At 40.3% G+C, this 25101-nt stretch carries 25 protein-coding genes and 1 pseudogene; 15 read left to right on the top strand and 11 right to left on the bottom strand.

Annotated elements, in window-relative coordinates:
- Positions 1-211: 211 nt before the first annotated feature.
- Both FBD94_RS21080 and FBD94_RS21075 read right to left on the bottom strand, forming a co-directional pair.
- The gene (locus FBD94_RS21080; RefSeq protein WP_136881675.1) at positions 212-1387 is read right to left on the bottom strand and encodes a FecR family protein; all 1176 of its coding nucleotides are present in this window, start codon (positions 1385-1387) and stop codon (positions 212-214) included.
- A 77-nt stretch (positions 1388-1464) separates the two neighbouring features.
- Positions 1465-2043, bottom strand: a complete 579-nt coding sequence (locus tag FBD94_RS21075; protein ID WP_131608841.1) for an RNA polymerase sigma factor — start codon at positions 2041-2043, stop codon at positions 1465-1467.
- Between the two features lie 144 nt (positions 2044-2187).
- Between FBD94_RS21075 and FBD94_RS21070 the strand changes: the two genes are divergently transcribed.
- The 6 genes from FBD94_RS21070 to FBD94_RS21045 all read left to right on the top strand — a co-directional run bounded on the left by FBD94_RS21070 (position 2188) and on the right by FBD94_RS21045 (position 10993).
- Positions 2188-2385 (top strand): P-loop NTPase family protein, encoded by a 198-nt coding sequence (locus tag FBD94_RS21070; RefSeq protein ID WP_235884587.1) that lies wholly within the window; start codon positions 2188-2190, stop codon positions 2383-2385.
- A gap of 234 nt (positions 2386-2619) precedes the next feature.
- Positions 2620-3201: an RNA polymerase sigma factor gene (locus tag FBD94_RS21065; protein WP_136881673.1), complete on the top strand. Its 582-nt coding sequence runs from the start codon at positions 2620-2622 to the stop codon at positions 3199-3201.
- Positions 3202-3295: 94 nt separating this feature from the next.
- Positions 3296-4519, top strand: coding sequence for a FecR family protein (locus FBD94_RS21060; RefSeq protein WP_136881672.1), 1224 nt, complete (start codon positions 3296-3298; stop codon positions 4517-4519).
- A gap of 357 nt (positions 4520-4876) precedes the next feature.
- Positions 4877-8203, top strand: coding sequence for a SusC/RagA family TonB-linked outer membrane protein (locus tag FBD94_RS21055; protein ID WP_169472377.1), 3327 nt, complete (start codon positions 4877-4879; stop codon positions 8201-8203).
- Positions 8204-8214: 11 nt separating this feature from the next.
- Complete coding sequence (locus tag FBD94_RS21050; protein ID WP_136881670.1) at positions 8215-9723, top strand: RagB/SusD family nutrient uptake outer membrane protein; 1509 nt, start codon at positions 8215-8217, stop codon at positions 9721-9723.
- 94 nt (positions 9724-9817) lie between these two features.
- Positions 9818-10993 carry a TlpA disulfide reductase family protein gene (locus tag FBD94_RS21045; RefSeq protein WP_136881669.1) on the top strand — a complete coding sequence of 392 codons (1176 nt, stop codon included), beginning with the start codon at positions 9818-9820 and terminating at the stop codon, positions 10991-10993.
- Between the two features lie 93 nt (positions 10994-11086).
- Here the strand turns inward: FBD94_RS21045 and FBD94_RS21040 are convergent, their stop codons facing one another.
- Positions 11087-11902, bottom strand: coding sequence for an alpha/beta fold hydrolase (locus FBD94_RS21040; protein ID WP_136881668.1), 816 nt, complete (start codon positions 11900-11902; stop codon positions 11087-11089).
- 114 nt (positions 11903-12016) lie between these two features.
- Between FBD94_RS21040 and FBD94_RS21035 the strand changes: the two genes are divergently transcribed.
- The 3 genes from FBD94_RS21035 to FBD94_RS21025 all read left to right on the top strand — a co-directional run bounded on the left by FBD94_RS21035 (position 12017) and on the right by FBD94_RS21025 (position 14276).
- Positions 12017-12613 carry a Crp/Fnr family transcriptional regulator gene (locus FBD94_RS21035; RefSeq protein WP_136881667.1) on the top strand — a complete coding sequence of 199 codons (597 nt, stop codon included), beginning with the start codon at positions 12017-12019 and terminating at the stop codon, positions 12611-12613.
- Between the two features lie 149 nt (positions 12614-12762).
- Positions 12763-13512 (top strand): alpha/beta fold hydrolase, encoded by a 750-nt coding sequence (locus FBD94_RS21030; RefSeq protein WP_136881666.1) that lies wholly within the window; start codon positions 12763-12765, stop codon positions 13510-13512.
- A 26-nt stretch (positions 13513-13538) separates the two neighbouring features.
- Entirely contained in the window at positions 13539-14276 is a 738-nt protein-coding gene (locus FBD94_RS21025; RefSeq protein ID WP_136881665.1) for an SDR family oxidoreductase, read from the top strand.
- A gap of 56 nt (positions 14277-14332) precedes the next feature.
- Here FBD94_RS21025 and FBD94_RS21020 read toward each other — a convergent pair whose 3' ends face one another.
- Positions 14333-15508 (bottom strand): DUF3095 family protein, encoded by a 1176-nt coding sequence (locus tag FBD94_RS21020; protein WP_136881664.1) that lies wholly within the window; start codon positions 15506-15508, stop codon positions 14333-14335.
- 257 nt (positions 15509-15765) lie between these two features.
- Here FBD94_RS21020 and FBD94_RS21015 point away from each other — a divergent pair, with 257 nt between their 5' ends.
- Both FBD94_RS21015 and FBD94_RS21010 read left to right on the top strand, forming a co-directional pair.
- Entirely contained in the window at positions 15766-16560 is a 795-nt protein-coding gene (locus FBD94_RS21015; protein ID WP_136881663.1) for an alpha/beta fold hydrolase, read from the top strand.
- Positions 16561-16744: 184 nt separating this feature from the next.
- A complete protein-coding gene (locus FBD94_RS21010; protein ID WP_136881662.1) occupies positions 16745-16957 on the top strand; it encodes a hypothetical protein in 213 nt (70 codons plus the stop codon).
- Between the two features lie 118 nt (positions 16958-17075).
- On the opposite strand, the gene FBD94_RS21005 is transcribed toward FBD94_RS21010, so the two are convergent.
- From FBD94_RS21005 to FBD94_RS20995, 4 genes are read right to left on the bottom strand one after another with little or no spacing between them, the layout of a single operon-like run.
- On the bottom strand, positions 17076-18395 hold the full coding sequence (locus FBD94_RS21005; protein ID WP_136881661.1) for a MutS-related protein: 1320 nt from the start codon (positions 18393-18395) through the stop codon (positions 17076-17078).
- Positions 18392-19960, bottom strand: coding sequence for a MutS-related protein (locus FBD94_RS26355; RefSeq protein ID WP_235884586.1), 1569 nt, complete (start codon positions 19958-19960; stop codon positions 18392-18394). The genes FBD94_RS21005 and FBD94_RS26355 overlap by 4 nt, the downstream gene beginning before the upstream one ends.
- 11 nt (positions 19961-19971) lie before the next feature.
- A complete protein-coding gene (locus FBD94_RS26010) occupies positions 19972-20136 on the bottom strand; it encodes a hypothetical protein (protein WP_169472376.1) in 165 nt (54 codons plus the stop codon).
- Between the two features lie 44 nt (positions 20137-20180).
- Positions 20181-20573 (bottom strand): hypothetical protein, encoded by a 393-nt coding sequence (locus tag FBD94_RS20995; RefSeq protein ID WP_136881659.1) that lies wholly within the window; start codon positions 20571-20573, stop codon positions 20181-20183.
- Between the two features lie 321 nt (positions 20574-20894).
- On the opposite strand from FBD94_RS20995, the gene FBD94_RS20990 reads away from it, so the two are divergent.
- Both FBD94_RS20990 and FBD94_RS20985 read left to right on the top strand, forming a co-directional pair.
- Positions 20895-21788, top strand: a complete 894-nt coding sequence (locus FBD94_RS20990) for an oxidoreductase (RefSeq protein WP_136881658.1) — start codon at positions 20895-20897, stop codon at positions 21786-21788.
- A 31-nt stretch (positions 21789-21819) separates the two neighbouring features.
- Entirely contained in the window at positions 21820-22623 is an 804-nt protein-coding gene (locus tag FBD94_RS20985; protein ID WP_136881657.1) for a helix-turn-helix domain-containing protein, read from the top strand.
- Between the two features lie 219 nt (positions 22624-22842).
- Here FBD94_RS20985 and FBD94_RS20980 read toward each other — a convergent pair whose 3' ends face one another.
- A complete protein-coding gene (locus tag FBD94_RS20980) occupies positions 22843-23295 on the bottom strand; it encodes a nitroreductase family protein (RefSeq protein WP_136881656.1) in 453 nt (150 codons plus the stop codon).
- A 106-nt stretch (positions 23296-23401) separates the two neighbouring features.
- On the opposite strand from FBD94_RS20980, the gene FBD94_RS26145 reads away from it, so the two are divergent.
- Together FBD94_RS26145 and FBD94_RS26140 are read left to right on the top strand one after the other, a co-directional pair.
- Positions 23402-23596, top strand: coding sequence for a helix-turn-helix domain-containing protein (locus FBD94_RS26145; protein ID WP_205945919.1), 195 nt, complete (start codon positions 23402-23404; stop codon positions 23594-23596).
- Positions 23577-23732, top strand: coding sequence for a hypothetical protein (locus FBD94_RS26140; RefSeq protein ID WP_205945918.1), 156 nt, complete (start codon positions 23577-23579; stop codon positions 23730-23732). Before FBD94_RS26145 ends, FBD94_RS26140 begins: the two co-directional genes overlap by 20 nt.
- Positions 23733-23783: 51 nt before the next feature.
- Here FBD94_RS26140 and FBD94_RS20970 read toward each other — a convergent pair whose 3' ends face one another.
- Positions 23784-24002 (bottom strand): hypothetical protein, encoded by a 219-nt coding sequence (locus tag FBD94_RS20970; RefSeq protein WP_136881655.1) that lies wholly within the window; start codon positions 24000-24002, stop codon positions 23784-23786.
- A 661-nt stretch (positions 24003-24663) separates the two neighbouring features.
- Positions 24664-24807 (bottom strand): annotated as a pseudogene (locus FBD94_RS26630) (RHS repeat-associated core domain-containing protein); the annotation flags it as partial.
- Between the last annotated feature and the right edge of the window lie 294 nt (positions 24808-25101).

The raw sequence follows: 25101 nt of genomic DNA, 5'->3' as shown, positions 1-25101 counted from the left end.
TTGGTTTGAGTTGATAAATGATTGTACACAAAAAATTGTTCTTCCTGATTTTTTTCAGGAATGGTTGCTCAAACTTCTGCCGGAAAGTGTTGGTAGCACTTTTCGGCTTTTTATTAAAAGCTACCGTTTCTCTTGTAATCTTAGTAGCGTAGCATTTCTTTCATAATTCGGTTGTTTAGTTTTTATTAATATGATTGATTTAGGTTGATGTTTATTTTGTAACTGTTATTGTTCTGCCTTCTACTTTAAAGCGTACGCTTCCTGTGGTCTGCATACGCTCCAGTACAGAAGATATATTCCTTGTTCTCGACACCGCACCACTAAAAATCTCGTATTTTGGTGCGTCGGCCATGTATACAACATCTACCTCATACCAGCGGGACAATTCGCGCATAATGCTTTCTAATGTCCTGTCCGTAAACACGATATTTCCATTTTTCCAGGCCACGGCTTCCTCCAGATCAACTTTCTCTACCCGAATATTTCCGTTATTTATGGCTTGTTCTCCTGGCTTTAAGATGTGTGAAAAAGCAGCTGAGGCACTTTTAGCACCAGCAACAACCACACGTACGCTACCCTCCAGTAATGTGGTTTTGGTGGCTGCCTCATCGCTATAACTATTGATATTAAAGTGCGTGCCGAGCACAGTTACTTCCTGCTTGTCTGTAGCTACAATAAAAGGAATAGGCTCCGATTTAGACTGATCGCCTTTAGCTTTTGCGCGATAGCTTTTTGCTACTTCAAAATAGGCTTCCCCCTTTAATAATACTTTACGTTCAGGTCCAGAAAATTTTGAGGGGAAAGAAAGCTTAGAATCCGCATTCAACCAAACATGGGTGCCGTCTGGGAGCGTTACCTGATAGGTACCGCCACGTGGGGTGCTTGCGGTAAGCATTTGAGCTTGAGTTGCAGCAGCAGCTACTTCCGTTCCATCATTGTACTTCAAACCTTCCTCAGCAATTACCACTCCTATTTTTGACTCACTCAATGTGATCACTTTTCCATTTGCAAGTGTAATCATTGCCGTATTTTTCCCTGGAAGAATATCCTTAGCAGAAACGAAGAGGTTTTCTGAACTAATACCGGAATATTGTGAATTATATAACCAAATCCCCAACGTAATTAGTGCAAGTATAGCTGCAACCCCGCCTATACGATACCACAATCTCCTCACCCTAATTTTATTTACGGACTTGGGTTTGCCGATATGCAATGCTAATTCTGCACCAATTCTTTCATCAGTTCTTTCAAAAGCCTTTTGATCGGGCAATATCGTACTCATCTCCAAATCAATTAGAAACCATTGCTCCACAAGTCTACATTCTTCCTGGCTTGCTAAACCCTGACGATATCTAGAGATCAATTCTTTTGCTTTAAAACTATCCATATTAAGATGGGAATATAGTCCCCCTTATATACATGTAGGTTAAGTCAGTAAAACTCCCAGATGAAATGAAAAAAAAATTATGGTTGAGCTAAAAACAAGAGAATCGCAAACATGCCAAGCTTTATTTTTAAAAGTTTTAGCGCATTATTAACCTGATTATGAGCCGTTTTTTCGGTAATATTTAAGCGTTCACTAATTTCTTTATAGGACAGATTTTCTTTATGACTCATTAAGAAAACTTTTCGCATCTTCTCTGGAAGCTGTGCAATTTGTTGCTCTATAAAAGCCATCAACTCATTTTCAGCAACCTGATTGTCGGTAATCCATTCGCCTTCATCAATAAATAACTGGAAAGAAGCCGCATAATCAGCTCTTACTTTCTGTTTGTCTATCCAATCAAAAAATCTGTATCTGAGTGCTGTGAATAGATAGGCCACAATACTACCCTTTAGGTCGACTACCGCTCTCCTATCCCATAGAGAAATCAATACCTCTTGCACTAAATCACCTGCAAGATCTTCATCCTTTACCAGCCTCAGCGCATAAATAAACAATTCCTTTTTGTGTCGGTTATAAATCTCCGTAAATGCAATACCGTCCCCCTCCTTTAACAAGGCCGTCAATTCCTGATCGGTATAAGCACCATAAGCAGCCATGAAATGAGTTCCTTGTTTAGGTTACTGAAAATTTTCATGTAAACATATACAGGAAATCTCAAACGCCTTGTAAAAACTTAATTATTTTTTGAGTTATGCTACATTTTTTCAGGCACCTTTGTCAACATACAAGAGAACCTGCTGGTGATTTTCGACGAGCTGTTTAAAGGGACAAATGTTAAAGACGCCTATGATACCACCCTTGCGGTAAGCAAGGCCTACGCACAATACCGGAACTGTATGTTCATTATTTCCACACATATCATTGAGGTAGGTGAGGCGCTCAGGGAAGAGGTTGAGGGTTTACAGTTCCGAAGGCCGATAACAATAGGAAAGCGATAGCTGACTATATCCTGAAGCAGATGGATATGAGCAATGCAAGGATCAAACAAGCCCTCCTGAGTTAGTTAAATTTACCGGCAACCAAGGGCTAATATCCCTGGATAAAAAAAATGCTTGCAGAAAGAAAACGTCATTGAGTAATAATCTTGGAAAGATTCATTAATATTGGCTGACTAATGTGTAAATTTAACCAATCAAAACCCGGAAAGTGATTGGCACCATGATAAAAAAATAATGGACAATTATAGCGGATACACGGATCAGCAGCTTACCGAAATTCTTCGGAAGGGAGATCAGTATGCCTTCGCCGAAATCTATAACCGTTATTACGCTTTACTTTTCATACATGCAGACAGCAGATTAAAAAACCACGATGAGTCGGGGGACATCATTCAGGATGTATTTGCACAGCTTTGGCAAAAGCGTGAATCGCTCAACATAGAGAACCTTGTCGGCTACCTCTACAAATCTGTACGAAATAGAATTTTTAATCTCATCAAACATAAAAAGATCATCACAGGCTATCTCGACTGGTTCACCTTACCGGATATCGATCAACAGGAATTTGCAGATCATCTAATCCGTGAGAAGCAATTCGCCGCCATGATTGCCGCTGAAATCGAAGCCCTGCCGCCTAGAGAGAGACAGGTATTTGAACTGCGAAAATTCGAGAATCTATCAAATAAAGAAGTAGCCAGCCGTCTCGATATTACTGAGGCCACAGCTGCCGATTACATGAAAAAAGCCGTAAAAACACTTAAACCTCGTATAGGACTTATTCTGTTCACCGCATTTAATCATTTTAATTCATTGTAAATCAATAAATTATTATTTTTAAGCATTTTATTCAATTATTCCTCCCCTCGATTTGTCGTCTCAAGTTGTCTTTCTAATATAAGCGCAAATCACGATGACAAAAGAAGAACAATTCAGAGCAATACTAAACCGGTATATCGCAGGAAAAGCAACCGAACAGGAAATTGCGTTTTTGGAAAGCAGCTATCAATCCTGGGGTGACCTGGACAGGTCCGCATACAGCCCTGAATTCTTAGATCAGACCAAAGCGTTGTTGTGGGCTGGTCTTTCTGCACGCCTGCAATTGGAAGAAATCAAACCAGCGCCGGTCATCCAAATGCGGGCCCGTCAATCGCTTGGCACACGTATCGCCATTGCTGCAGCAATAGCCAGTATCATTTTTAGTGTTACGCTTTTTTACTACAAACAAAAGACCAGCACTAACCAACCTGTTAAAATCGCCTACCAAAACGATATCGCTCCAGGTAAAAATGGTGCTACGCTTACCTTAAGCAGTGGTAAAAAAATATACCTATCAGATTTCCAAGACGGGACAATTGCCAGTGAATCCGGTGTTAGCATAACTAAAGACAGCATCGGTCAGCTCATTTATACAATAAACCGCAATACCTCCTCCGGCAAGGGCGTCAATACGCTGGAAACATCCAAAGGAGAGCAATCCCAGGTTCGCCTACCCGATGGCTCAACTGTATATCTCAATGCGGCTTCCAGCCTGAGTTATCCGGCAAATTTCACCGAACATCCTTACCGGAAGGTAAAACTTTCAGGCGAAGCCTATTTTGAGGTAGCCAAAGACAAAGCCCATCCATTTATTGTACAGACCAAGGGACAACAGGTACAGGTTTTGGGAACACACTTCAACATTAATGCCTACCCAGATGAAACAGCTATTAAAACCACTTTGCTGGAGGGATCTGTAAGCGTTACCCTCCTATCCGCAAGTGGCAACCGCAAAGGTATCACAGCCGGGGAACCAGTTACCTCCAAAAGCAAAATCATCCTGAAACCTGGCCAACAATCAATTCTGGCACAAACCGAACAATTAAATATAAGTCAGGTGGATGCCCAGGCCGAAGTGGCCTGGAAAAACGGGGAATTCGTTTTCGAACGTGAAAACATTAAAAGTATCATGCGTAAAATCTCCCGCTGGTACAATGTAGAGATCATCTATGAAGGGGATGTAGAGAAAAAGGCATTATGGGGTTCCATATCAAGATACTCCAATGTCAAGAACGTCCTGGAGATGCTTTCAGTTACTGGCGCGGTAGCTTTTGAGATCAGAGATCAAACCATTATAGTCAAACCGGCCATCAAATAACCTGATAAAACCCAATGCAATAAACACGAATCAACCACAAACAATCATATGTTTAACTAAACCAACAAAGACATGAAAACGAAGAATCAAAAGAGCCCCTAAGGCTGTAATGGAAGTCCATAAATTAAACAGGGATGCGACTAACACCCCTGTTCTACTGATGGCAAAATCATGAACTAACACAATTTTAAATGCAGTACCTGCCTAAGTATCCTCGAAGATCCATGCAGACACCGCTTAACCACTAAGTAAATGTATAAAAATTTTACAAGAAAACTTTGTATGCCAAAGGCCTGCAAAGTAAGGAGTTTTGATCTATCATTGATTTATCCAAAAGGCCTCAATTTAATTTTAGCTATGAAAATAACCATACTATTATTGATCGTCATCGTCTTTCAGGTCAGTGCCAGCACTTTTGCACAAAAAGTGACCATTAACCAAAAGAACATGCAATTGGAACAGGTATTCCGGCTAATTCGTGCCCAGTCCGGATATAAAATTTTAATTGATGTTGACCTGCTGAAAAGCACAAGCACCATAAGTTTAAACATCAGGAATTATTCCGCAGAGGAAGCGGTAGCTGCTGCGCTCAAAAATCAAAATCTGGAATATGAGTTGAGAGATAAGTTGATCCTGATCAAAGCCAGAGAAAAAGGCTTTTTTGAGCAGCTTATTTCTACTATTCAGGCAACTGAAGTGTGGGGTAAGGTACTGGATGAGAACGATCAGCCATTAATCGGCGCTACGATAACGATCAAGGGCAATAACAGGTCGGTAAAAACAGATCAGCGTGGTATTTTTCACCTATTGAATATAGCAGAGGATGACCGGCTTGTGATTAGTTATATAGGATACCGGACGCAGGAGCTTAAAGCATCGGAGATCAAAACGCCTTTGCTGATTAAAATGGAAGTTACCTCCAGCGATCTGGACCAGATACAGATTACAGCTTATGGCTCCACAACAAAGAGGTTGGCCACTGGTAATAGTACAACCATAACCGCAGCAGAAATTGCTAAAAATCCCTCACGGAATGTGCTGGAGGTTATACAGGGCCAGGTACCCGGTTTATTTGTACAACAAATGAGCGGACTACCCGGTTCACCCTTTAACCTGAAGATCAGGGGACAACAGAACATCAGCAATTCGTATCGGGTTAGTCCTTTAATCATAGTAGATGGTGTATCCCTTCCCAGCGGAGCCCTTCCTTTAAATCAACTCGGTCCCGCCAGGGAAAATCTGAATGTTGAATTAACTGGTGGTAATCCCCTGGATTATATTGATCCTTCTACAATTGAATCCGTGACCGTACTAAAAGACGCAGATGCCACCTCGATATATGGTTCACGAGGTGCCTATGGAGTCATACTGATCAAGACTAAAAAAGGCAAAGCAGGGTCACCTAAGCTAAATGTAAGTGCTACTTCCGGACTAACCATGCGCGGCTCTTCTCCTAAATTGCTCAATACAGAACAATATATCATGTTGAGAACGGAGGCATATAAGAATGATGGCGTCACCATTACTTCGGCGCCAAACTTTGCCGACATTAATGGGCCTAATGCTAATCGTTATATAGATTTCCAGAAGGAATTAGCCGGTAATCATGCTTCAGTAAACAAGATAGATGCCACTTACTCAGGCGGGACTTCAGATATAAGCTTCTTAATTGGTGGAAACTATCGTAAACAAACCAGTATCCAGATTGGCAAAGGTTCTGTTAGGGACGGCGGACTAAATTTTAACATCAACAACAGTGTAAAGGACAATAAATTTAACATCAGTTTGTCTGGCAGCTTTTTATCGACTACAGATGATGCGGTTCCTTACGATTTTAGCCAGGGAAATGCCTATACCAGCGCGCCCAATTCAGGACCCTTGTTCTTAGCTGACGGTAGTTTAAACTGGGTTGACTATGCAGACTTAGGCAACCCGGCAGCAGCAAAGAATATTATATTCAAAAATATCACCAACAATTTGTTATCTACGCTCAGTTTAAAATATGCACCTGTAAAAGGTCTTTCCATTAATACCCAGATTGGCTATAATTATATAAACTCCAAGGCCATAAAAGCGCTGCCTTCTTCTTACTTCCAGCCCGGAACCGCATTTAAAACAAGTAGCACTTTAAACTTTTACACCATCCGGAACATTACCTTTGAACCGAATGTGTCGTATCAGACCGCTTTAGGAAAAAAAGGCGAGTTAAATGTTCAGGCAGGAGGTACACTCGAAAATCAACTTACCTATTCTTCTTCCATTACCGGTAATGATTTTATATCTGATGCCATGCTGTATAATCCCACATTCGCCGACAAATTGACACCTGGGACAAATCCTCAGGCCAATATTGTGACCACCTATAATCAATCGCCTAATAAGTATCTTGGTTATTTTGGGATCATCCGTTATGTATGGGATAACAAATATGTTTTAAATTTAACAGGCCGTCGTGATGGTTCTACTAAATTTGGTGAAAATTATCAGTTTGGCCAGTTCGGGTCAATAGGGTTTACCTATATCTTTAGTACTGAAAAATGGTTTAAAAGTTTATTGCCCATAATTTCTTTTGCCAAATTAAAAGCAAGCACTGGGACTTCAGGAGGTGATGCGGTCGCTAGTTATTCTTACATCACCACCTACAGTTCAGGCGTATCCTACCAAGGCAGTTTAGGCTTACAGGCAGACAATCTGGAAAACAAGAACTTACATTGGGAACTCAACAGAAAAACAGACATCGGCATTTTAACAGAGTTTTTTGATGGAAGAATCACTTTGGATGCCACTTATTACAACACAAAAACAAGCGAGCAGCTGCTTAACCAACGCTTACCCTCTGTTACCGGATTTACGACACGAAATATGAATCTCCCTGCCATTGTTAAAAACTACGGATGGGAATTTGATCTGACAAGCAAGAATCTAACCGGAAAGCATTTCAGCTGGACTACGCGTTTTAACCTCACGCTGCCTAAAAACAAATTGGTCTCCTATCCCGGACTTGGGACGACAATTATAGATTTCGACAGAGTAATCGGCAAATCCATAAATGGCATCAGGCTGTATCAATATGCGGGGGTTGATCCTGAAACAGGATTATACAACTTTATTGACCGCAATGGAGTGAAATCAGCATTTACCCCTCCCCCTTTTGGGACCAATGCTTTGGACATAAACCTTGATAAAACGGAATTTATTGACCTCTCCCCAAAATTTTACGGTGGGTTGAGCAATAGTTTCAGCTATAAAAATATTAGCCTTGATGTGGTGTTCACCTTTACAAGCAGAATGGGTAAATCCTTTCTGGGATCTTCTCAATATCCTCCGGGCGTTGGGTATGTAAATACGACTACTGCGGCCTTAGAACGTTGGCAAAATAAAGGCGATATCGCCACTGTGCAGCGAGCAGGTGCAGGACCCTATGCCTATTATGCGCAAACGAACTTTCTGCTCGGCACCGGGGCCTATGAAAAGGCGATTTACGCCAGGCTCAGTAGTTTGAATCTTTCTTATACTTTACCTGCTGCAATAGCCAAACGGCTTCGCCTTGGCAGTTTGACGGTTTTTGCACAAGGTTCAAACTTGCTGACCATCTCTAAATACGGAGATCTGGATCCCGAAAACCTGGGTGCGGGAATGGCACCATTAAGGAATTTTTCGGGAGGTTTAAGAGTTTCACTATAAAAAATAAGATCATGAAATCAATATATATATATATTAAGACCCCTTTAAAAGAATTGCTATGGGTTCTAGCAATTGTGTTGATCGCTGCTACGGGATGTAAAAAGTACCTGGATATTCCTTTGCCGGTTAACAAAATTGCCGGGGAAGGTGCTTATACCAATGATAAGTCAAGTGCGGCAACTATCAATAACATATTGGGAAATTTTTCAACCCAGGGATATTTCGATGGGTCAGCAACCAATAACCTGTGTTTTTTTACCGGATTGTATACCGATGAACTTCAAAACCTCAATATCACCTTCGCAAACCAAAACTTGTATTATACCAATGCAATAAATGCAGGCAATACCGGAGGGTTGTGGAGTAACCTTTATAAACAGATTTATAATGCAAACCTGACTATCGAAGGCGTTACTACATCCAATACCCTCACTTACAAAAACCAGTGGTTAGGTGAAGCCTATTTTATCAGAGCCTTTTGTTTCTTTTACCTGGCCAATTATTATGGTGATGTTGTCATTACCTCCTCCAGTGACTATCTGATGAATAAAGACCTTCCGCGAGTTGCTAAAACAGAAGCTTATAAACTGATTACAGCGGATTTATTGAAGGCGAAGGAATTGCTGTCAAATGAATACAAAGATGGCAACGGCCTTAGCACTACCGGCCGCGGAAGACCAAACAAATTTACAGCGGCAGCTCTGCTTGCCCGTACTTATCTGTATACAGAAGACTGGTCTAATGCAGAAATTCAGGCAAATGATGTGATCACAGCAACCATTAACGGAGCTTCTGCCTACACTTTACTGCCTCCTTCAGACATTGACAAAGTTTTCCTGTCCGCCAGTAAAGAAACCATTTTTAACCTGGGATCCACAAGGATTAATCAGGATTATGTGATATATAACAACAATATGCCCGCTATTGTTGACTATAATGCCGGCGGCAATTGGGGAAGTGTGAACGTTGCGATCAGTCCGATGCTAATCAGTGTCTTTGAGAAAAATTCAACGACTTTGGCTGATGATCTTCGGAAGACCTACTGGATAAGGTCTGCAACAATGAAAGCCAGCACAACGAATCCTGTTATACCTGCACAAATCAAATATTTTCCCAATAAATATAAATCTTCTGTAGTTGGTGCGGAGAATATTGTCCTGTTCAGACTTGCTGAGCAATACCTGATCCGTGCCGAAGCACGTGCAAGGCGAAATAATTTAGATGGTGCAAAAGCAGATCTGGATATGATTAGGATCAGAGCCGGATTGAATGGAACTAATGCTGTTGGACAAACAGATATGATCAATGCGATTATCCGGGAAAGACGTGTAGAACTCTTTACCGAATCCAGCCACCGCTTTCTTGATCTGAAACGTACAAGTACTATTGATGCTGTGATGAATTTAGTAGTTACACAGAAAGGTAATGGAGCAACCTGGAATCCATTAAAGCAGAATTTTCCAATACCTGTTAACGACATTTTGGCTAATCCTAAACTGAGACAAACTGAAGGTTATTAACATAAAACATGAAGCGATCAGTGATGATCGCTTCATTACAAACAACATTTTTTGAACACTTATCTCTTCACAAGATCACATAAACTACAAATAGATGAAAACCAGTAGAATAGTACTAGCTGCAGTGACTTATTTAATATCCCTGCCTGCTATAGCCCAGGTAAAGCACTTTACCATCAGTGGCAGCCTGAAGAATATGGCTGCAATGCCGGCTAAAATTTACCTGAACTATGATCCGGTGGTAAAAAAGCCAACAGACAGTGCTATGGTAATAAATGGCAAATATACTTTTAAAGGTAGCGTTGACGTCTCGGTACCTGCATTGATGACATTGGTGGCTGCTGAACCTAAAGAAATAGACAGCAAGAATCAATACACGCTAATGCTGGATAATGGCACTATAAGCCTGTTATCCGATCAGAATTTAGGCAATACCACTGCTACTGGAACCGGGACGCTGGCAAATACTGAATTTCATAAAATAACCAGCTTTGCGCTTACTGAATCAGCTGCGATCAATAAGATCTTCCAAAGTGAAGCCTATAAAACAAATGACTCTTTAAAAAAATCAGTACAAAAAAGAAGTTCAGCATTACTTGGAAATGCTTTGGTTAATATGATCACCTATATAAGGAAGAATCCTGAATCACCGGTAAGTCCATATTTGACCTACTCACTGTTTTCCACTGGTTTTTTAACCCCGCAAATGACCGATACCTTAAATCAGATCGTACCTGCTTCGCTGCGTTCTTCATCCGTTGGCATTGCGATAAACAATATCTTCACTAAAAAGAAAGAAGCCCAGCTTGAGGCAGCAGCCAAAAGGAAAGCGCTGGATGACATGACCCTGTTGGGCTCGAAAGCCAAAGATTTTACACAGAACGATGTGGCCGATAAGCCGGTTAGCTTGTCTTCTTTTAAAGGCAAATATGTACTGATTGATTTTTGGGCCAGCTGGTGCGCGCCATGCCGGGCAGAAAATCCGGCTGTACTTAAAGCTTTTAACGCCTATAAGGATAAAAATTTCACGGTTCTTGGTGTGTCTCTCGATTCGCAAAAGGGCAGGCAAGCCTGGCTGGATGCCATTAAAAAGGATGGATTAACCTGGACGCAGGTTTCAGACCTTAAAGGCTTTGAAAATGAGGCAGCGGTATTGTATGGCGTAGAGGCAATTCCTCAAAATTTTCTGATTGACCCTAACGGAGTAATTGTAGCTAAAAACCTAAGGGGTGAAGAATTGCAAAAAAAATTGGCTACACTGTTAAAATAGAGCAATGAAATCTCATCCATAAAAAGGAGGGTGTCTATTTTTTTTGGACACCCTCTTCATTTATATCTATTCTATCAAAATTTGCCGACAATATTATCGTCCTATTTTAGTTAGTAATAAAGCCACTGAATCAGGTTTTGAAAGGAATGGCGAATGACTGGTGTTTAATTGATATATCGTTTTTACGCCTGCAGCACTGATCATGCGATTTTGTAAGGATGGAGATACTACGTGATCTTGCAAGGTTTTAATATAGACTTTCTCCACAGAACCGAAATTGGCAGCTGTTAATGTCACCGGATTCATAAATGGAATTGCTGGTTCAGGACGGTAATTTTGTAAAACAAGGCTTTTAATCTGAGCAGAACCGTCCTGAATGAAGATATTAGTGATCTGATCTTGTTTTACATCAAGAGTTCCATCAGCATTACCAATAAGTATTCCTTCCCCGCCCAGTGAAGAGCCTGCATCACTTAAAGCAAGGTCTTGGAGCGATTGTCCGGAAGTTGGCAGATAGGCTGCGATATAAACCAGCTTTTCGATTTTCGAAGGATTTTGCTCGGCAACAGCAGAAATGATCATTCCGCCTAAGCTGTGGCCTACCAGGATAACTTTGCCGTTTATTTTTGATATCGCATCAGCTACTTTATCTCTGTAAGTGTTTAATGTTAATGTTGAAGGAACAGTATTGTCGCTGCCATGGCCCGGAAGTTCTACAACGGTTACATTATTGCCTTCATTGATCAGGCTTGTCTTTACGGCATTCCATACATAAGGTGCCTGCCATGCTCCGTGTACAAGGACATAATTTTTAGCGACAGGTTTCATTTCATCATTCTTTTTTGAACAAGATGAAAACATAATGGTAGCTATAGCTACAGAAAGTAAGGTTAATATAACTTTTTTCATGATTCGAAATGCCTAATTGTTTAGGACATGACAAACATCCGATTATGTTCGCCGGATAAGTTTAACCCAGGTTAAAATCGAAAAATAGTGTAAATAAATTTATAATTTTATCACATGTCAGAGAACACAACAGAAATAGAACGATTACGAACGATTTTAGGATCTGCCGGCATGAAACCGGAAGCATTTGAATTGTCATTGCCTTATTGGAAATTGAAACAGTATAAAAAAGGTGAGTTTTATAATGAATATAAAAATGTTTGTAAACACCTGGGCTTTGTGATCAACGGCGTATTTAGAATCTATCGGGCAAATAGCGATACGGGTGAAGAAAAAAATATGCTGTTTTTTACGGACAACCAATTTGTAGCATCTTATAAAAGTTTTTTAGGCCAGACAGCCTGTGATTATTATACGGAAGCGATGGTTGATTCGCTTATACTATATATACATGTGGATCACCTGGCTGAACTGTATGGTAAATCACATCCCTGGGAACGGTTTGGAAGGATTGTTGCCGAAACGGCTTTTCATGAAGTTATGGTCAATACGGAAGGATTCTTGTTTAAAACGCCGGAGGAGCGTTACCGCGAAATGATGGAAAAGCATCCCAATATTTTTAATGTGGTGCCACTTTATCACATTGCCTCTTATCTGGGTATCCAAGGCCCATCGCTGAGCCGGATTCGTAAAAGAATGGTTGGAAAATAATGTATTGACCTGACATCAGGTTGCCGGATTGCTGAAATCCTCTAAAAACACTTTTTTTTAGAGGATTTTCGATTTTAACCTGGGTTAAACTTATTGCCGGGAGATAGCCCGATGTTTGTCATGTCCTAAACAATTAGGCCTTAGACAATATGAAAACAGCACAAAAAACAACCGGCAAAAATTCTAAAACTATTATACTTATTCACGGAGCATGGTCAGATGCATCTTCCTGGGATGCAGTGATCCCTTTGTTAAACGCAGAAGGCGGAGAGGTCATTAATGTGAACCTTGCAGGTCACGGAAAAGATGAAACCTCATTTGCGGGTATCACATTTCAAACTTATGTTGACCAGGTAAAGGCAGCTATCGGCACCCGCAGTAATGTTGTTTTGGTGGGACATAGTTTTGCAGGATTGGTGATTAGCCAGGTTGCGGAACAAATTCCTGCTCAGATTAAAGATTTGATCTTCCTTGCAGCAGCCTTGCCACATGATGGTGATAGCCTTTTATCCTTGGCAAAACAAGACCCCGCATCTCATATCAGCAAATCCCTAACTATTGATCAGGAACATGGTGCAGCAATCATCGCGAAAGATGCCGTAGCAGATATATTTGCCGCCGATGCACCTGTGCAAGTTCAGGAATATATTGCCGCTCACGTTAAACCCGAACCACTGGCCCCTCTTGCTACACCGGTTCAACTGACCGATACAAACTTCGGTAGCATTAGAAAAGTCTATATCCACACGGTTAATGATAATGCGATCAGCTATCCTGCGCAACAGTATATGGTGAAAGCAGGTAAAGTGGATAAAGTATATACCCTGCAAAGCAGCCATACACCATTCGTTTCTATGCCGGATGAACTCGCTGAAATCCTAATTGCCGAAAGCATATAATAATTATATATAAATTAAAAATAGCTATGAAAACTCATAACAACACAATCCTGATTACCGGTGGTGGTTCCGGTATTGGTCTGGAAACTGCCCGTAAATTCTCTGCACTGGGTAACAAGGTGATTATCGCAGGCAGAAATATTGAAAAGTTGAACGCTGCTGCCGACAGTATGGATAACGTTAGTGTGATCCAATGTGATGTCACTGTGGAAAGTGAACTGGATGCTTTAGTGCATAAAGTTGGGTCACTTTACCCCGATTTAAACATATTGGTCAATAACTCCGGCAGCGCATATCAGTATTCTTTAAATGAGAACTCCAATGCTTATGATGGTGCCCGCAAGGAGATGGAGATAAATTATTTGGCTCCGGTAAGATTAACTGAAAAGCTTTTGCCATTTCTAAAGAAAAATGCAACGCCTGCAGTAATCAACATCACATCAGTTGTTGCTATTGTTCCCTGGGCTGTTATGCCCACTTACAGCGCCAGCAAAGCCGCCTTACAATCTTATACCAGGTTATTAAGATTGTCATTATCAAAATCTAATGTTAAAGTATTTGAAATATTACCTCCATTAGTGGACACGGAATTTTCCAAAAATATTCCTGTCGAGAAGATGCCCCCATCTGCAGTTGCCGATGCAATTATCAACGGTATAGCTGAAGACAAATTTGAAATCAGGATCGGCTTTTCTGATCATTTTTATAACCTAAATAAAGAATCTCCCGAAAAGGCTTTTAATGCATTGAACGGCGTGGCCTAATTAAAAACTCATCGGATGAATATCCGGTGAGTTTTTTTATTTTGACGACTGCCGGCCTATAGATGAGGATTACTATTACTACTCTTTACTTTCTTACTTTTTATTTGTCTGGCTGCCATGGTATAACCACCTTGGGAGCCATCAACGAAATGAATGTGGGCGTTTTTCATATCCCTTACATAACAGGACATCACAGAGGAAGTGCTGATATGGGCACCATACGTAATTTCACCCTCAGATTCCATTTTATCCAAGGCTGCTATAAGTTCGATCCTTTGCAGCCTGGTACCGGAAATCACTGTATTGATCCTCCCGTCGAGTACGAGATTATCAGACATTTCTACCAGGTCACTCAGATATCGCTGACCTGAACTGGTCAAGAAATATAAGTAAGCCACCAGACCGGAAATTCCATTCACAAGGTAAAGGGACAATCGACCTTTGTTATACTTGGCAAGCGATTCGCTCCTCAGCCTGTTATAGGTGGATTTAAGTTTAAGTTTTTTCGTTGAAATGGGTCGTCGCTGCTTATCGCTGCCATAAATTGAATCAATTTTATCTAACACCTTGCTATAAGTCATACCTTGAGGCTCAATTTTTCCAATGATTAACAGGGTGAGTACTTCCTCCTGATCTACCGGCACAGGAATCTGGTCCCACCGGCACTCCATTCCGCTTAAATCAGCTTCATCTGCAGCCTCCGAAGATTTTGCAAATTCACTGCTTTCATTCTTTAATAACTCTTCAGCATAGCTAAGTCCATTCCCCAAGATAACCGGCATCGAAAAAACAGAAGACCTGCTGTGTTTGGCAATTTGTAATTCAAACCCCGCGCTATAAACGTCTCTTACCGGGATCACTCCTATTCTTAAATCAAGATTGAAATTTTCTTTCGTATTGGCCCTGAAACTTTCAAGCGAGCTCATGATGTGTTTACTGATTGTCGAAGGCACGATGAAGGTAGCCCCATCACCACCAAAAAAAAATGGTATATCAATCCCTTTAACAAAGGCAATGTTGAGTGCCAGTACAATCGTACAAGTGGCAACTAAATTTACAGTTTGGTGCTTGCCTTCTGCAACCGCAGCAGTTGAGTTTTTAATATCTGTTAAAATAATATCCCAGTCATCAGGAATAGGGCTAAAAGCTGAGGTCGAAGAAAACAACTCCACAAGTGGAAGGTTAGATTGTTCGAGCGCTCTGTAAAACAAATCTGATTTAATGATGCTCATGTTGGGATTGGGTTTTATTTTTGAGTGATAGCTTTTCTATGTTTTACCCCCCACTTATGTAAGTCGATCACTACATAGTAAAATTAGCTATTTTTACTTGAAAATCAAGCCGCTTCAAACATGACGTTCATCTTATGGCGTCCGATTGATCTATTTCTTTTTTTTTAAGGTTATTTTCGATTTTAACTTGGGTTAAACTTATTGCCGCGACATAGCCCGATGTTTGTCATGTCCTAAACAATTAGGCATTAGACAATATGAAAACAGCAATAATAATGATGGCATTGAGTATATTAGGTTTTACTGCTCAAGCACAAAAAACAACCGGCAAAAATTCTAAAACGATTGTACTTGTTCACGGAGCATGGTCGGATGCATCTTCCTGGGATGCAGTAATCCCATTGTTAAAGGCAGAAGGCGGAGAGGTCATCAATGTGAACCTTGCAGGTCACGGAAAAGATGAAACCTCATTTGCGGGTATCACATTTCAGACTTATGTGGACCAGGTAAAGGCAGCTATCGGCACCCGCAGTAATGTTGTTTTGGTGGGACATAGTTTTGCCGGACTGGTGATTAGCCAGGTAGCGGAACAAATTCCTGATCAGATTAAAGAATTGATCTTCCTTGCAGCAGCCTTGCCGCATGATGGTGATAGCCTTTTATCCTTGGCAAAACAAGACCCCGCATCTCATATCGGCAAATCCCTAACTATTGATCAGGAACATGGTGCAGCAGTCATAGCGAAAGATGCCGTAGCAGATATATTTGCTGCCGATGCACCTGTGCAAGTTCAGGAATATATTGCCGCTCACATTAAACCCGAACCACTGGCCCCTCTTGCCACACCGGTTCAGCTGACTGACAAAAATTTCGGTAGCATTAAAAAAGTCTATATCCATACGGTTAATGATAATGCGATCAGCTATCCTGCGCAACAGTATATGGTGAAAGCAGGTAAAGTGGATAAAGTATATACCCTGCAAAGCAGCCACACACCATTCGTTTCTATGCCGGATAAACTCGCTGCAATCCTAATTGCCGAAAGAAAATAATAGTTTATGCTTAATGTAATCTGAAGCATCCGGTAGCATGCTAACTGAAAACTCATTGGATGATATCCGGTGAGTTTTTTGTTTTGAGAGCGTTCATTAGTGCATTTAGGAATTCGTTAGAATCTACTGCTGCATCCATATATAATTACTAAATTTGATCATCCCCGTAATTAGAATTGTTTCAATGCCCAGTCAGAATGCAACTCCTCCAATCGATTTTCCTGTTAATATGGGAAATGAACATGATTTTCACCGGAACCGGATTAAGCTCAGCACTTACAACATTGTAGGCATCCCCAGGGTCTTGCTAATCGATAAAGATTTTAAGATTGTAGAAATGAGCGCCCCGCTTCCTTCACAAGCAGGTGCGATAAAAGCAATAAACGATTTATTGTAACAACTCGATCCTGGTAAACTAGCAGGGCAGCGTCATTACCGGCGCTGCCCTGCTTCTTAACAATGAGACCTTTAACAGAGGTGATGGCGAATCACCTGCAGCACTTACTTTCGTATATTTAGGATTGAATAAGATCCAGAATTCCCTCATTTTTAATGATGATCATTCCCTGTCTGTCCTGGCTTATTCCTTCAGTGAGTTTATAGGTATATCTAGGTACAACCCCCTCCATGACTGTAGGCAGGTATGCGAATTTAAAATGATCACAGCGGCCTCTAAGGTCTTCTCCTACTTCAACAATGTGCGTTGAAATCACAAACAAGCAATTTCTGTTTTCTGAAAATGCCTCTGTGATGGAAAGTGTAGCATCATAGGCGTCTTTTACATTGGTGCCTTTAAACAGCTCATCAAATATAACCACCAGATTTTTTGATGCCGCAACTTCTTCAGCAACTTTCTTCACCCGCAAAACCTCTGCATAGAAATGGCTATATCCCATATCCAGATTGTCCGGAACATTGATAGAAGTATACAAACCATCCTTCACTGAAAACTCCATATGATCTGCAGCAACCGGAAATCCCATATGGGCCAAATAAATACCAATACCAAAAGATTTCATCAATGTAGATTTGCCCGCCATATTTGCACCGGTAAGAAAGAGCACATTGTGGTCTTGATCTAAACAGGAGTCATTCCCTATCGCATGTTCAAGCACAGGATGAAAAAGTCGCTTCACCTTCATGGTATTCTTTTCTTTACCAAAAGCCCTTGCATAACAAAAATTCTTTTTGATCCCTATACGCGCAACTGCGATACAAACATCCAGATCAAAGATCAGTTCAATCAGCTCATTCATCTGCTCACGCAACACATATCTAAACAAATAATCGAACCGGATTATTTTAGAAACAGAGAACACCAATATTTCAGGTTTTCCCCTCAGCCATTGTAAACTTGGATGCGCATAAATTTTTTCTATCCGCTCCAGCTGATCACGATAGGCAAGATTTGATTTTGGCAACAGGCTGACAAACGCATAGAAACGGTTCAATAGCTCAATGGTTTTCAAGACTTCTGACTGAAGCAATTCAAAGTCGCTATCGTTTGCTATACCTTGTAATATTTTTTTATAAATGACCCCTGATGCCATCTGTAGTAAGTTACCACCACCATCGGAAGCCAGATAATCTTCCATCACCGCAAACTCAACAGCAGTAAAAGGGAAAGAAAGCAACAGTTCGGAAAAGTACCGGAAAGTATCACTACGTTGATTAATGGCTATCGGATCAGAAAGTGGTTGCTGAAACATTTTATCCATCAGCTTTTTTCCTCCTGCGGTAATTGCCTCATCAAAAAGCTGCGCAATAGAATTATTTTTATATCGGCCCAATAGGTTTAAATCCTCCTGGGTCTGTTTGTCTGCATAAAAATTCATGATGATGTTGGTTTATTTTTCTTACTCCTGATGATTTCCAGGATCCGTTCATTATTAATGATAACCATGCCATGGCGGTCTGCTGTTATTCCATGCTCAAGTTTGTAGGTATATCTTGGCATATTATTTTCCATAACAGTGGGTAAATAGACAAAATTTATGTTGCTACATCTTTCTTTTAAAACTTCCCCTGCTTCTATGATGTGTGTAGAAACCACAAACATACAGTTTGGCTTTTTAGCAAAGGCCTCAGTTATTGCAATCGTACCTTCATAAGCATCCTTCACGTTTGTACCGCGAAAAAGCTCATCAAAGATGACAAAGAGGTTCTTTGCAGAGCCCAGTTCTTTGGCTACTTTTTTCACACGTAATACTTCCGCATAAAAGTGGCTGTTCCCGGAGCTGAGGTCATCCGGTAAATTGATGGTCGTATAAATACCATCGCGGACTGAAAATTGCATTTTTGCTGCTGCAACAGGAAAGCCCATATGTGCCAGATACAGGGCAATACCCAGAGATTTCATAAAAGTAGATTTACCTGCCATATTCGCACCCGTTAAAAAAACGATATTCTTGTCCGGTGTCATATCGATGCTGTTTGATTTGGCATTTTTAACAAGCGGATGGTAAAGTTCAGTTAACCTGATGAGGTGTTCTGCCTGATCAACTGCCTGAGGAAACACGTAATTTCTTTCTTCAGCGACCCTTGCAACAGAAATGTATACATCTAATTGATAAATATGCTTCAGGATCTCCAGTAAGAGATGCCTCATTTTAAAGCGAAAAAGCTGATCGTAATCCGCAATCTGCTCATAACTAAGCTTATTAAAACTTTTAGCTGTTGAGTTGCCCATAAAAAGATAGAGTTTTCCCAATAATCCTTCGGCTGCTGCTTTGGACATCCGGGTAGGAAAATCTTGTTGTACACGAAGATTGGGTATCGCATCTTTAAAGTCTTTGATGATAAAATCATAAACTTCCTGAAGGCTGTTGCGCTTAAAATTTGTAGCTGTGATATCCGTAGATGTAACAATTGGCCATCCCGGATCTGTTGAAACAGTACTGGCATTATAGGGTTTTCCGAAATAATTAATGATTTGGATGTAAATAAATGCCCGCTGTGCTTTGGCTTCCGACAAAAGCTCCAGCTTTTGCTGTTCGGTTCCTTTTGTGGCATCCATCACCTCATTGATGATCTTATTACAGGTGTAAATATTGAGGAGCATCGTGCGCAAAAAGATAGGAATTTCAGAATTGCCGGTTGATGCGTTTCCTGGCATAAAAATATTGGCATCCCACCTGAACAATGCCGTCGCAGCATTTGATCGAGCACTATTATAGTACACATCAAGCGCCGCGACATCATCTCCCATGATCATGGCCGCCTCATAGGGACCATAGCTCGGGTATAGATAAAATTCAGAGGTATTCATTAAAAGATTATAATCCTGGTAGGTTTGTGCAATCAGCTTCCCCTTAGGCACAACTTCCAGAAAACTTTTTTTACAGGAGATGACAGACAAAATAAAGATCCCCGCTGCTATTATATTGATATATTTTCTCATGGTACGGTACATTAAAAATTTATATTTAATCCAAGATTGAACGTATGGTCGTTGCGCAATCCACGGCCTCCATAGGTATAATCCTGGTATTCAGGATCAATTCCATATTTGTTCGCTTTCCACAACATGATGTTATTCAGTTGTGCCCTTAGTGTCAGGCTTTCAATTTTAAGCATACGTAACAGGTTAGGCCTTAAGGCATAAGAAAGCATAATATCCCTCATTTTGATATAGGAGGCACTGACGATATTAATGTCCGCATTGGTATAATAAGAAATATAGCGCTTGCTATTGTCAACAGACAAATAACCGGGGCGTCAATAGTTTGCTGAATTTGCCTGGTTACTTTAGATCCTTCCTTCGCTCCATTAGCTATAATATTTGCACTTAGTGCTGGAAATGAAAATTTCTTCAATTGCGGCATTTGAAAAGGTGCGTTAATTGGCGCAATATGATCAGGAAGATTTAGCGCTCCTACCTGATGTTTGAACGGAACCAGGTTTAACTGATTTGAAGCGATCTTTTCTTTTCTAAAGGAACAGGAAATAAAAAAGAGGGAAAGGAATGCAAGTCCCAAATAGTGCTTTAAATTTTTGCAAGCGGAATTATTCATTCTAAATTTATTAAATGTGTTAACCAAGTAAATACCGAAATATTATCGCAAAATACGTTTTACCTTTCAAATACTTTCCATCCAACTTTATGCTCAGGAAATCAATACGAACTATGATGAGGCCCTGGCGAAAGAACTGAAGGGAGATTGGTACGGCTCTGCGGCCTTAAAAGAAACATTAAAGATTCATAATAAAATAGAAAAGCTAAAACATTAGATCGCTTCGGCTACTTGACCTTCTAAGCAAACCAACTTTGAGCTTTCTAACAAAGCTAAAAGACTATTTTGTTTGGATCTTTGCTTTACTAAAATTCAATAACAATGAAAAAAGTTTGGTTTATTACAGGTAGTTCAAGGGGACTTGGCAGAAGCCTGACAGAAGCAGTTTTGGCAACTGGAAGCAAGGTAGTGGCAACTGCAAGGAAGCCCGAACATTTAAAAGATTTGATAGAAAGATTCCCAGATCAAATACTCGCGATATCACTTGACGTTAGCGATAAAACACAGATTCATACTGCCGTAGCAACAGCAGTAAAGCACTTTGGAAAAATTGATGTGCTGGTAAACAATGCAGGGTTTGGTATTACGGGTGCAGCCGAAGCTTTTACAGATGAAGAAGTCCGCAGCCAGTTAGAGGTAAATTTATATGCCCCGATAGAAATTACCCGTGCTATTTTACCTATTATGCGAAAGCAACGTTCAGGTCATATTTTACAAATCAGTTCGATTGGTGGCAGGGTTGGGAATGCAGGGCTAAGTATGTATCAAGCAGCCAAATTTGGTTTGCAGGGTTTTGCAGAAGCATTAAGTAAAGAAGTAAAGGTTTTGGGGATTAAAGTAACATCGGTAGAGCCTGGTGGTTTCCGCACCGATTGGGCAGGTGATTCTATGACATTTGCTAAAGATGTAGAAGGTTATGAAAACACGGTGGGAAGCATAAAAACATTTTTAAGTTCCGGCACATTTATACCTATGGGCGACCCTAAGAAAGCAGCTCAGGTAATGATTGAATTAGTAGAAAATCCAGAGCCGCCCCTGCATTTGGTTTTAGGAAGTGAAGCTGTTCAAATATTAAAAAGTGCCGATGAAATAAGAAAAGCTGAATTTGAAAAATGGTTGCCTGTAAGCATTTCTACCGACCATAGCGACAGCAAAAATTTTATGGATACAGAACAGGGACAAGAATATTTAAAAGCAAAAGGAATAAAATTTTAATTCTCTGCTTTTATTTACCTTAGTGATTTGAATGGAAAACAAAAAACAATCTTCGGATATCGTATATTCCTGCTACTACAATAGTAGCAGGGAAGGCGAGCATTTTGTACCTGAACATACATTGAGTTATGTTATAGCAGGTTCGTTAACACTTAATGACAGCAGCAAAGAATATCCTTCACGCAATGGCACGTTTAGGTTGATCCGAAGAAACCAGTTGATTAAATTTGAAAAGCAACCACCACAAGAGGGAGAATTCAAATCTTTATCAATTTACCTCAACCAACAAATTCTAAAAAAAATCAGTATAGAATATGGAATATATGCAGATCATACCCCACAAGATAAATCGGTTTATGAATTAAAAATAAATGCTCCTGTCAAAACCTATATCAACTCACTATTAGGTTATCGTGATAACGGTACTTTGAATAATCAGCAATTAATAGAATTAAAAATAAAAGAGGGCATATTGCTATTACTTCAAATAAACCCGGACCTGAAGAATATTTTATTCGATTTCAGTGAGCCACACAAAATAGATTTAGAAGCGTTTATGAACAAGAACTATCATTTTAATGTACATTTAAATAGGTTTGCTTACCTCACAGGCAGAAGCCTTGCAACTTTTAAACGTGATTTTGAGAAATGGTTTAGAATAACTCCTGGCAAATGGTTGCTACAAAAGCGTTTGCAGGAAGCCCATTACCTAATTACTCAAAAAGGAAAAAAAGCATCAGATATTTATCTCGATTTAGGCTTTGAAGATTTATCACATTTTTCTTATGCTTTTAAGAAACAATTTGGATCTGCTCCTTCAAAAATAAGCACCTAATAAATAATATGAAATAAATATTCTTCAACCTTGAATACAGTTCCTTAAAAGCTAACCGGTCTTCATTCTTTAAAAGATCAGCCAGTTCTTCGTCACTATATGCGGTGTATGGTACCATGAATATCTCAGTTTCCCTAGTTAAATTTAAGTATTAATGTTCCAATATTAAAGAATATTTGGGAAATTTGGCACATACCGATGTTTTGTATCATTTTTATTTCATAACATGAACGCACTTAAATTAATTCGACCATTTACATCAGCTATATTTGCTTGTTTGGCAGCATGGTGAAAGTTCTCTTCCAAATTCATCTGCCCGAAAAACTGTTTAGCAAAGTTACGTTGACGTTCAGCGTTTGGGTGCACTAAACCACGTTCAGCATCCAAACGCTCAAATACCCTGTCAATCCGTTCATGACTATATTCCTCCCAAACTGCAAACACGAGCAAATGAGATGATTCCATAACCTGTGCTTGGTTCATCGCGACCGGCAGTATCACCTCTTTAAGATATTGATTGCTGATCACGATAACTTCATAGGGTTGTAAACCAATACCAGATGGAGCTAAATGCGTAGCCTTGAGGATATGCCCAACCTGTGCTTCAGGCACAATACGGCCAGTCATTTTTTTGGTGGCATATCTCCATTCCAATGCTTTAATAATCTCCATTTAAATTAACCGCTATATTTTGATAACCATTTGGCCTTAAGTTCAGCACGTGCGTTTATAAATTCGATATAAGTTCCACCATACAAACAGGCTACTTTAGATAAATATGATTAACATCGGAGAACGGATTATACAACTGAGAAAGGCCAGAAACTGGTCACAGGACGACCTGGCCAAGAGAGTAGAAGCTTCAAGGGTAATGATCGGAAAGTATGAAAGGGACGACAATTCCCCTTCCGTGGAAGTTATTGTAAAGCTTGCTAAGGCCACTGGATGTTTCAGTGGATTATTTACTTGGTGAAGACCTGAATGCCTCCTACGACAAAGAGATGGTTAAACGTCTCGATGAACTGGAAACCCTATCTGAGGACGAAAAAAAGCACATCTTCCATTACATGAATCTGGTAATCAAGGACTACAAAACAAAGAAAACATAAAACCCTAAATAAGAAAAGCCCGGCTTGTCCGGGCTTTTCTTATTTAGGGTTTTAGTTAGGCTTTATATTTCTTGAAGGCAAATAATGCATTACTTCCTGATCCTTATCATATATAACACATTCAATATTCACCTTGACTGATATCAATGCCTCCGCATATTTCAAAGCCAATTGAACATCGTCAAATATAGTATATACTTTTTGAGTATCATTTAAAGCCAATACACACTGGTCATCTAGCACATGACCAGTAAGAGCATCTGATCTCATTAATGTAACCTCATTATTCTTCAAATCGGGAAAGTTTTCCATTTATTCTTTTTTAGTTGACCGGTTTAATTTTAGCACCAGATATAGTGCCTCTCAATAACACTTCAGACTCGTTAACTACGGTACCCGGGCTCTGAATAAGATTAACACGTTTTAGGCTAGGACTCGCTACGGTACTACTAGTCGGTACGGTGACTTCCATCGTAACACCGGTCCCGTTAGGCCGCAATGCATAGTTGCGCGCAACTTCTGGATTTGTCGTCCAAGAGGTAAAAGAACTAACTGTATTTCCTCCATTATGTTCAGCGGCTGTAGCCGCACCACCACGTGGAACTGCAACTCCTTCAACTGCATTTGCATAACCAACATGAGATTCATTAACCCCCCTATGCAAAGTCACACTTGATTCTGACACTGCCGTTTTTGGAAGAGCAGCCGATTCAGAAGCATGAATTGCAGGCCTTCTAAGACTGCCCAAATTTGTCCCGGGAACTGCATGTACTAAACCAGCCGTAAAGGCAGCAACGTATACCTGACCGACAGTTTTAGATTCATATCGTTTTCCTGTTGCACTTTCGTTGACAGACTGACTAACGACTCTTTGGTTCTTGGTTAAAGGCGTATTAAACCATTTTGTAATTGCCCCCCATAAACCTTCTCCTGGCCACATCCCATCCGGATCTAAAAATCGAATAGGATTATTGAACGCGTAAGTATATGGCGACCACCTTCTACCTTTCTCCGCCATTGGATCCACCACATTCCACCTGCCAATAACCGGATCATAAAACCTTGCGCCATAATCTAACGCCCTTACGCAACTTTTTTACAGTTCGCCGGATTCGCTGGCAGCGACTTTTCAGCTTTATAAAGAACGTTCCTTTACGGTAAAGTTAGTTTTTTGTTCGGGTTTTACAAGCCTGTTTTCCGATGCTTTTTTTATATTCCCTACGGGACTTTTAGGTTTTTTTAGGCATTGGGTGTTCCAAAGTATACACCAAAAAAGAAAGCCAGAACGCAATGTCTGGCCTTATTTAACGGTATACTTCGTTACACACTGGTTATTTCCTCACAGGTTGCTCCTCAGCAGGGCCTGTTT

This window comes from Pedobacter hiemivivus (assembly GCF_005144565.1).
Lineage (GTDB): Bacteria > Bacteroidota > Bacteroidia > Sphingobacteriales > Sphingobacteriaceae > Pedobacter > Pedobacter hiemivivus.
This window is presented reverse-complemented; position numbering and strand designations above follow the sequence as displayed.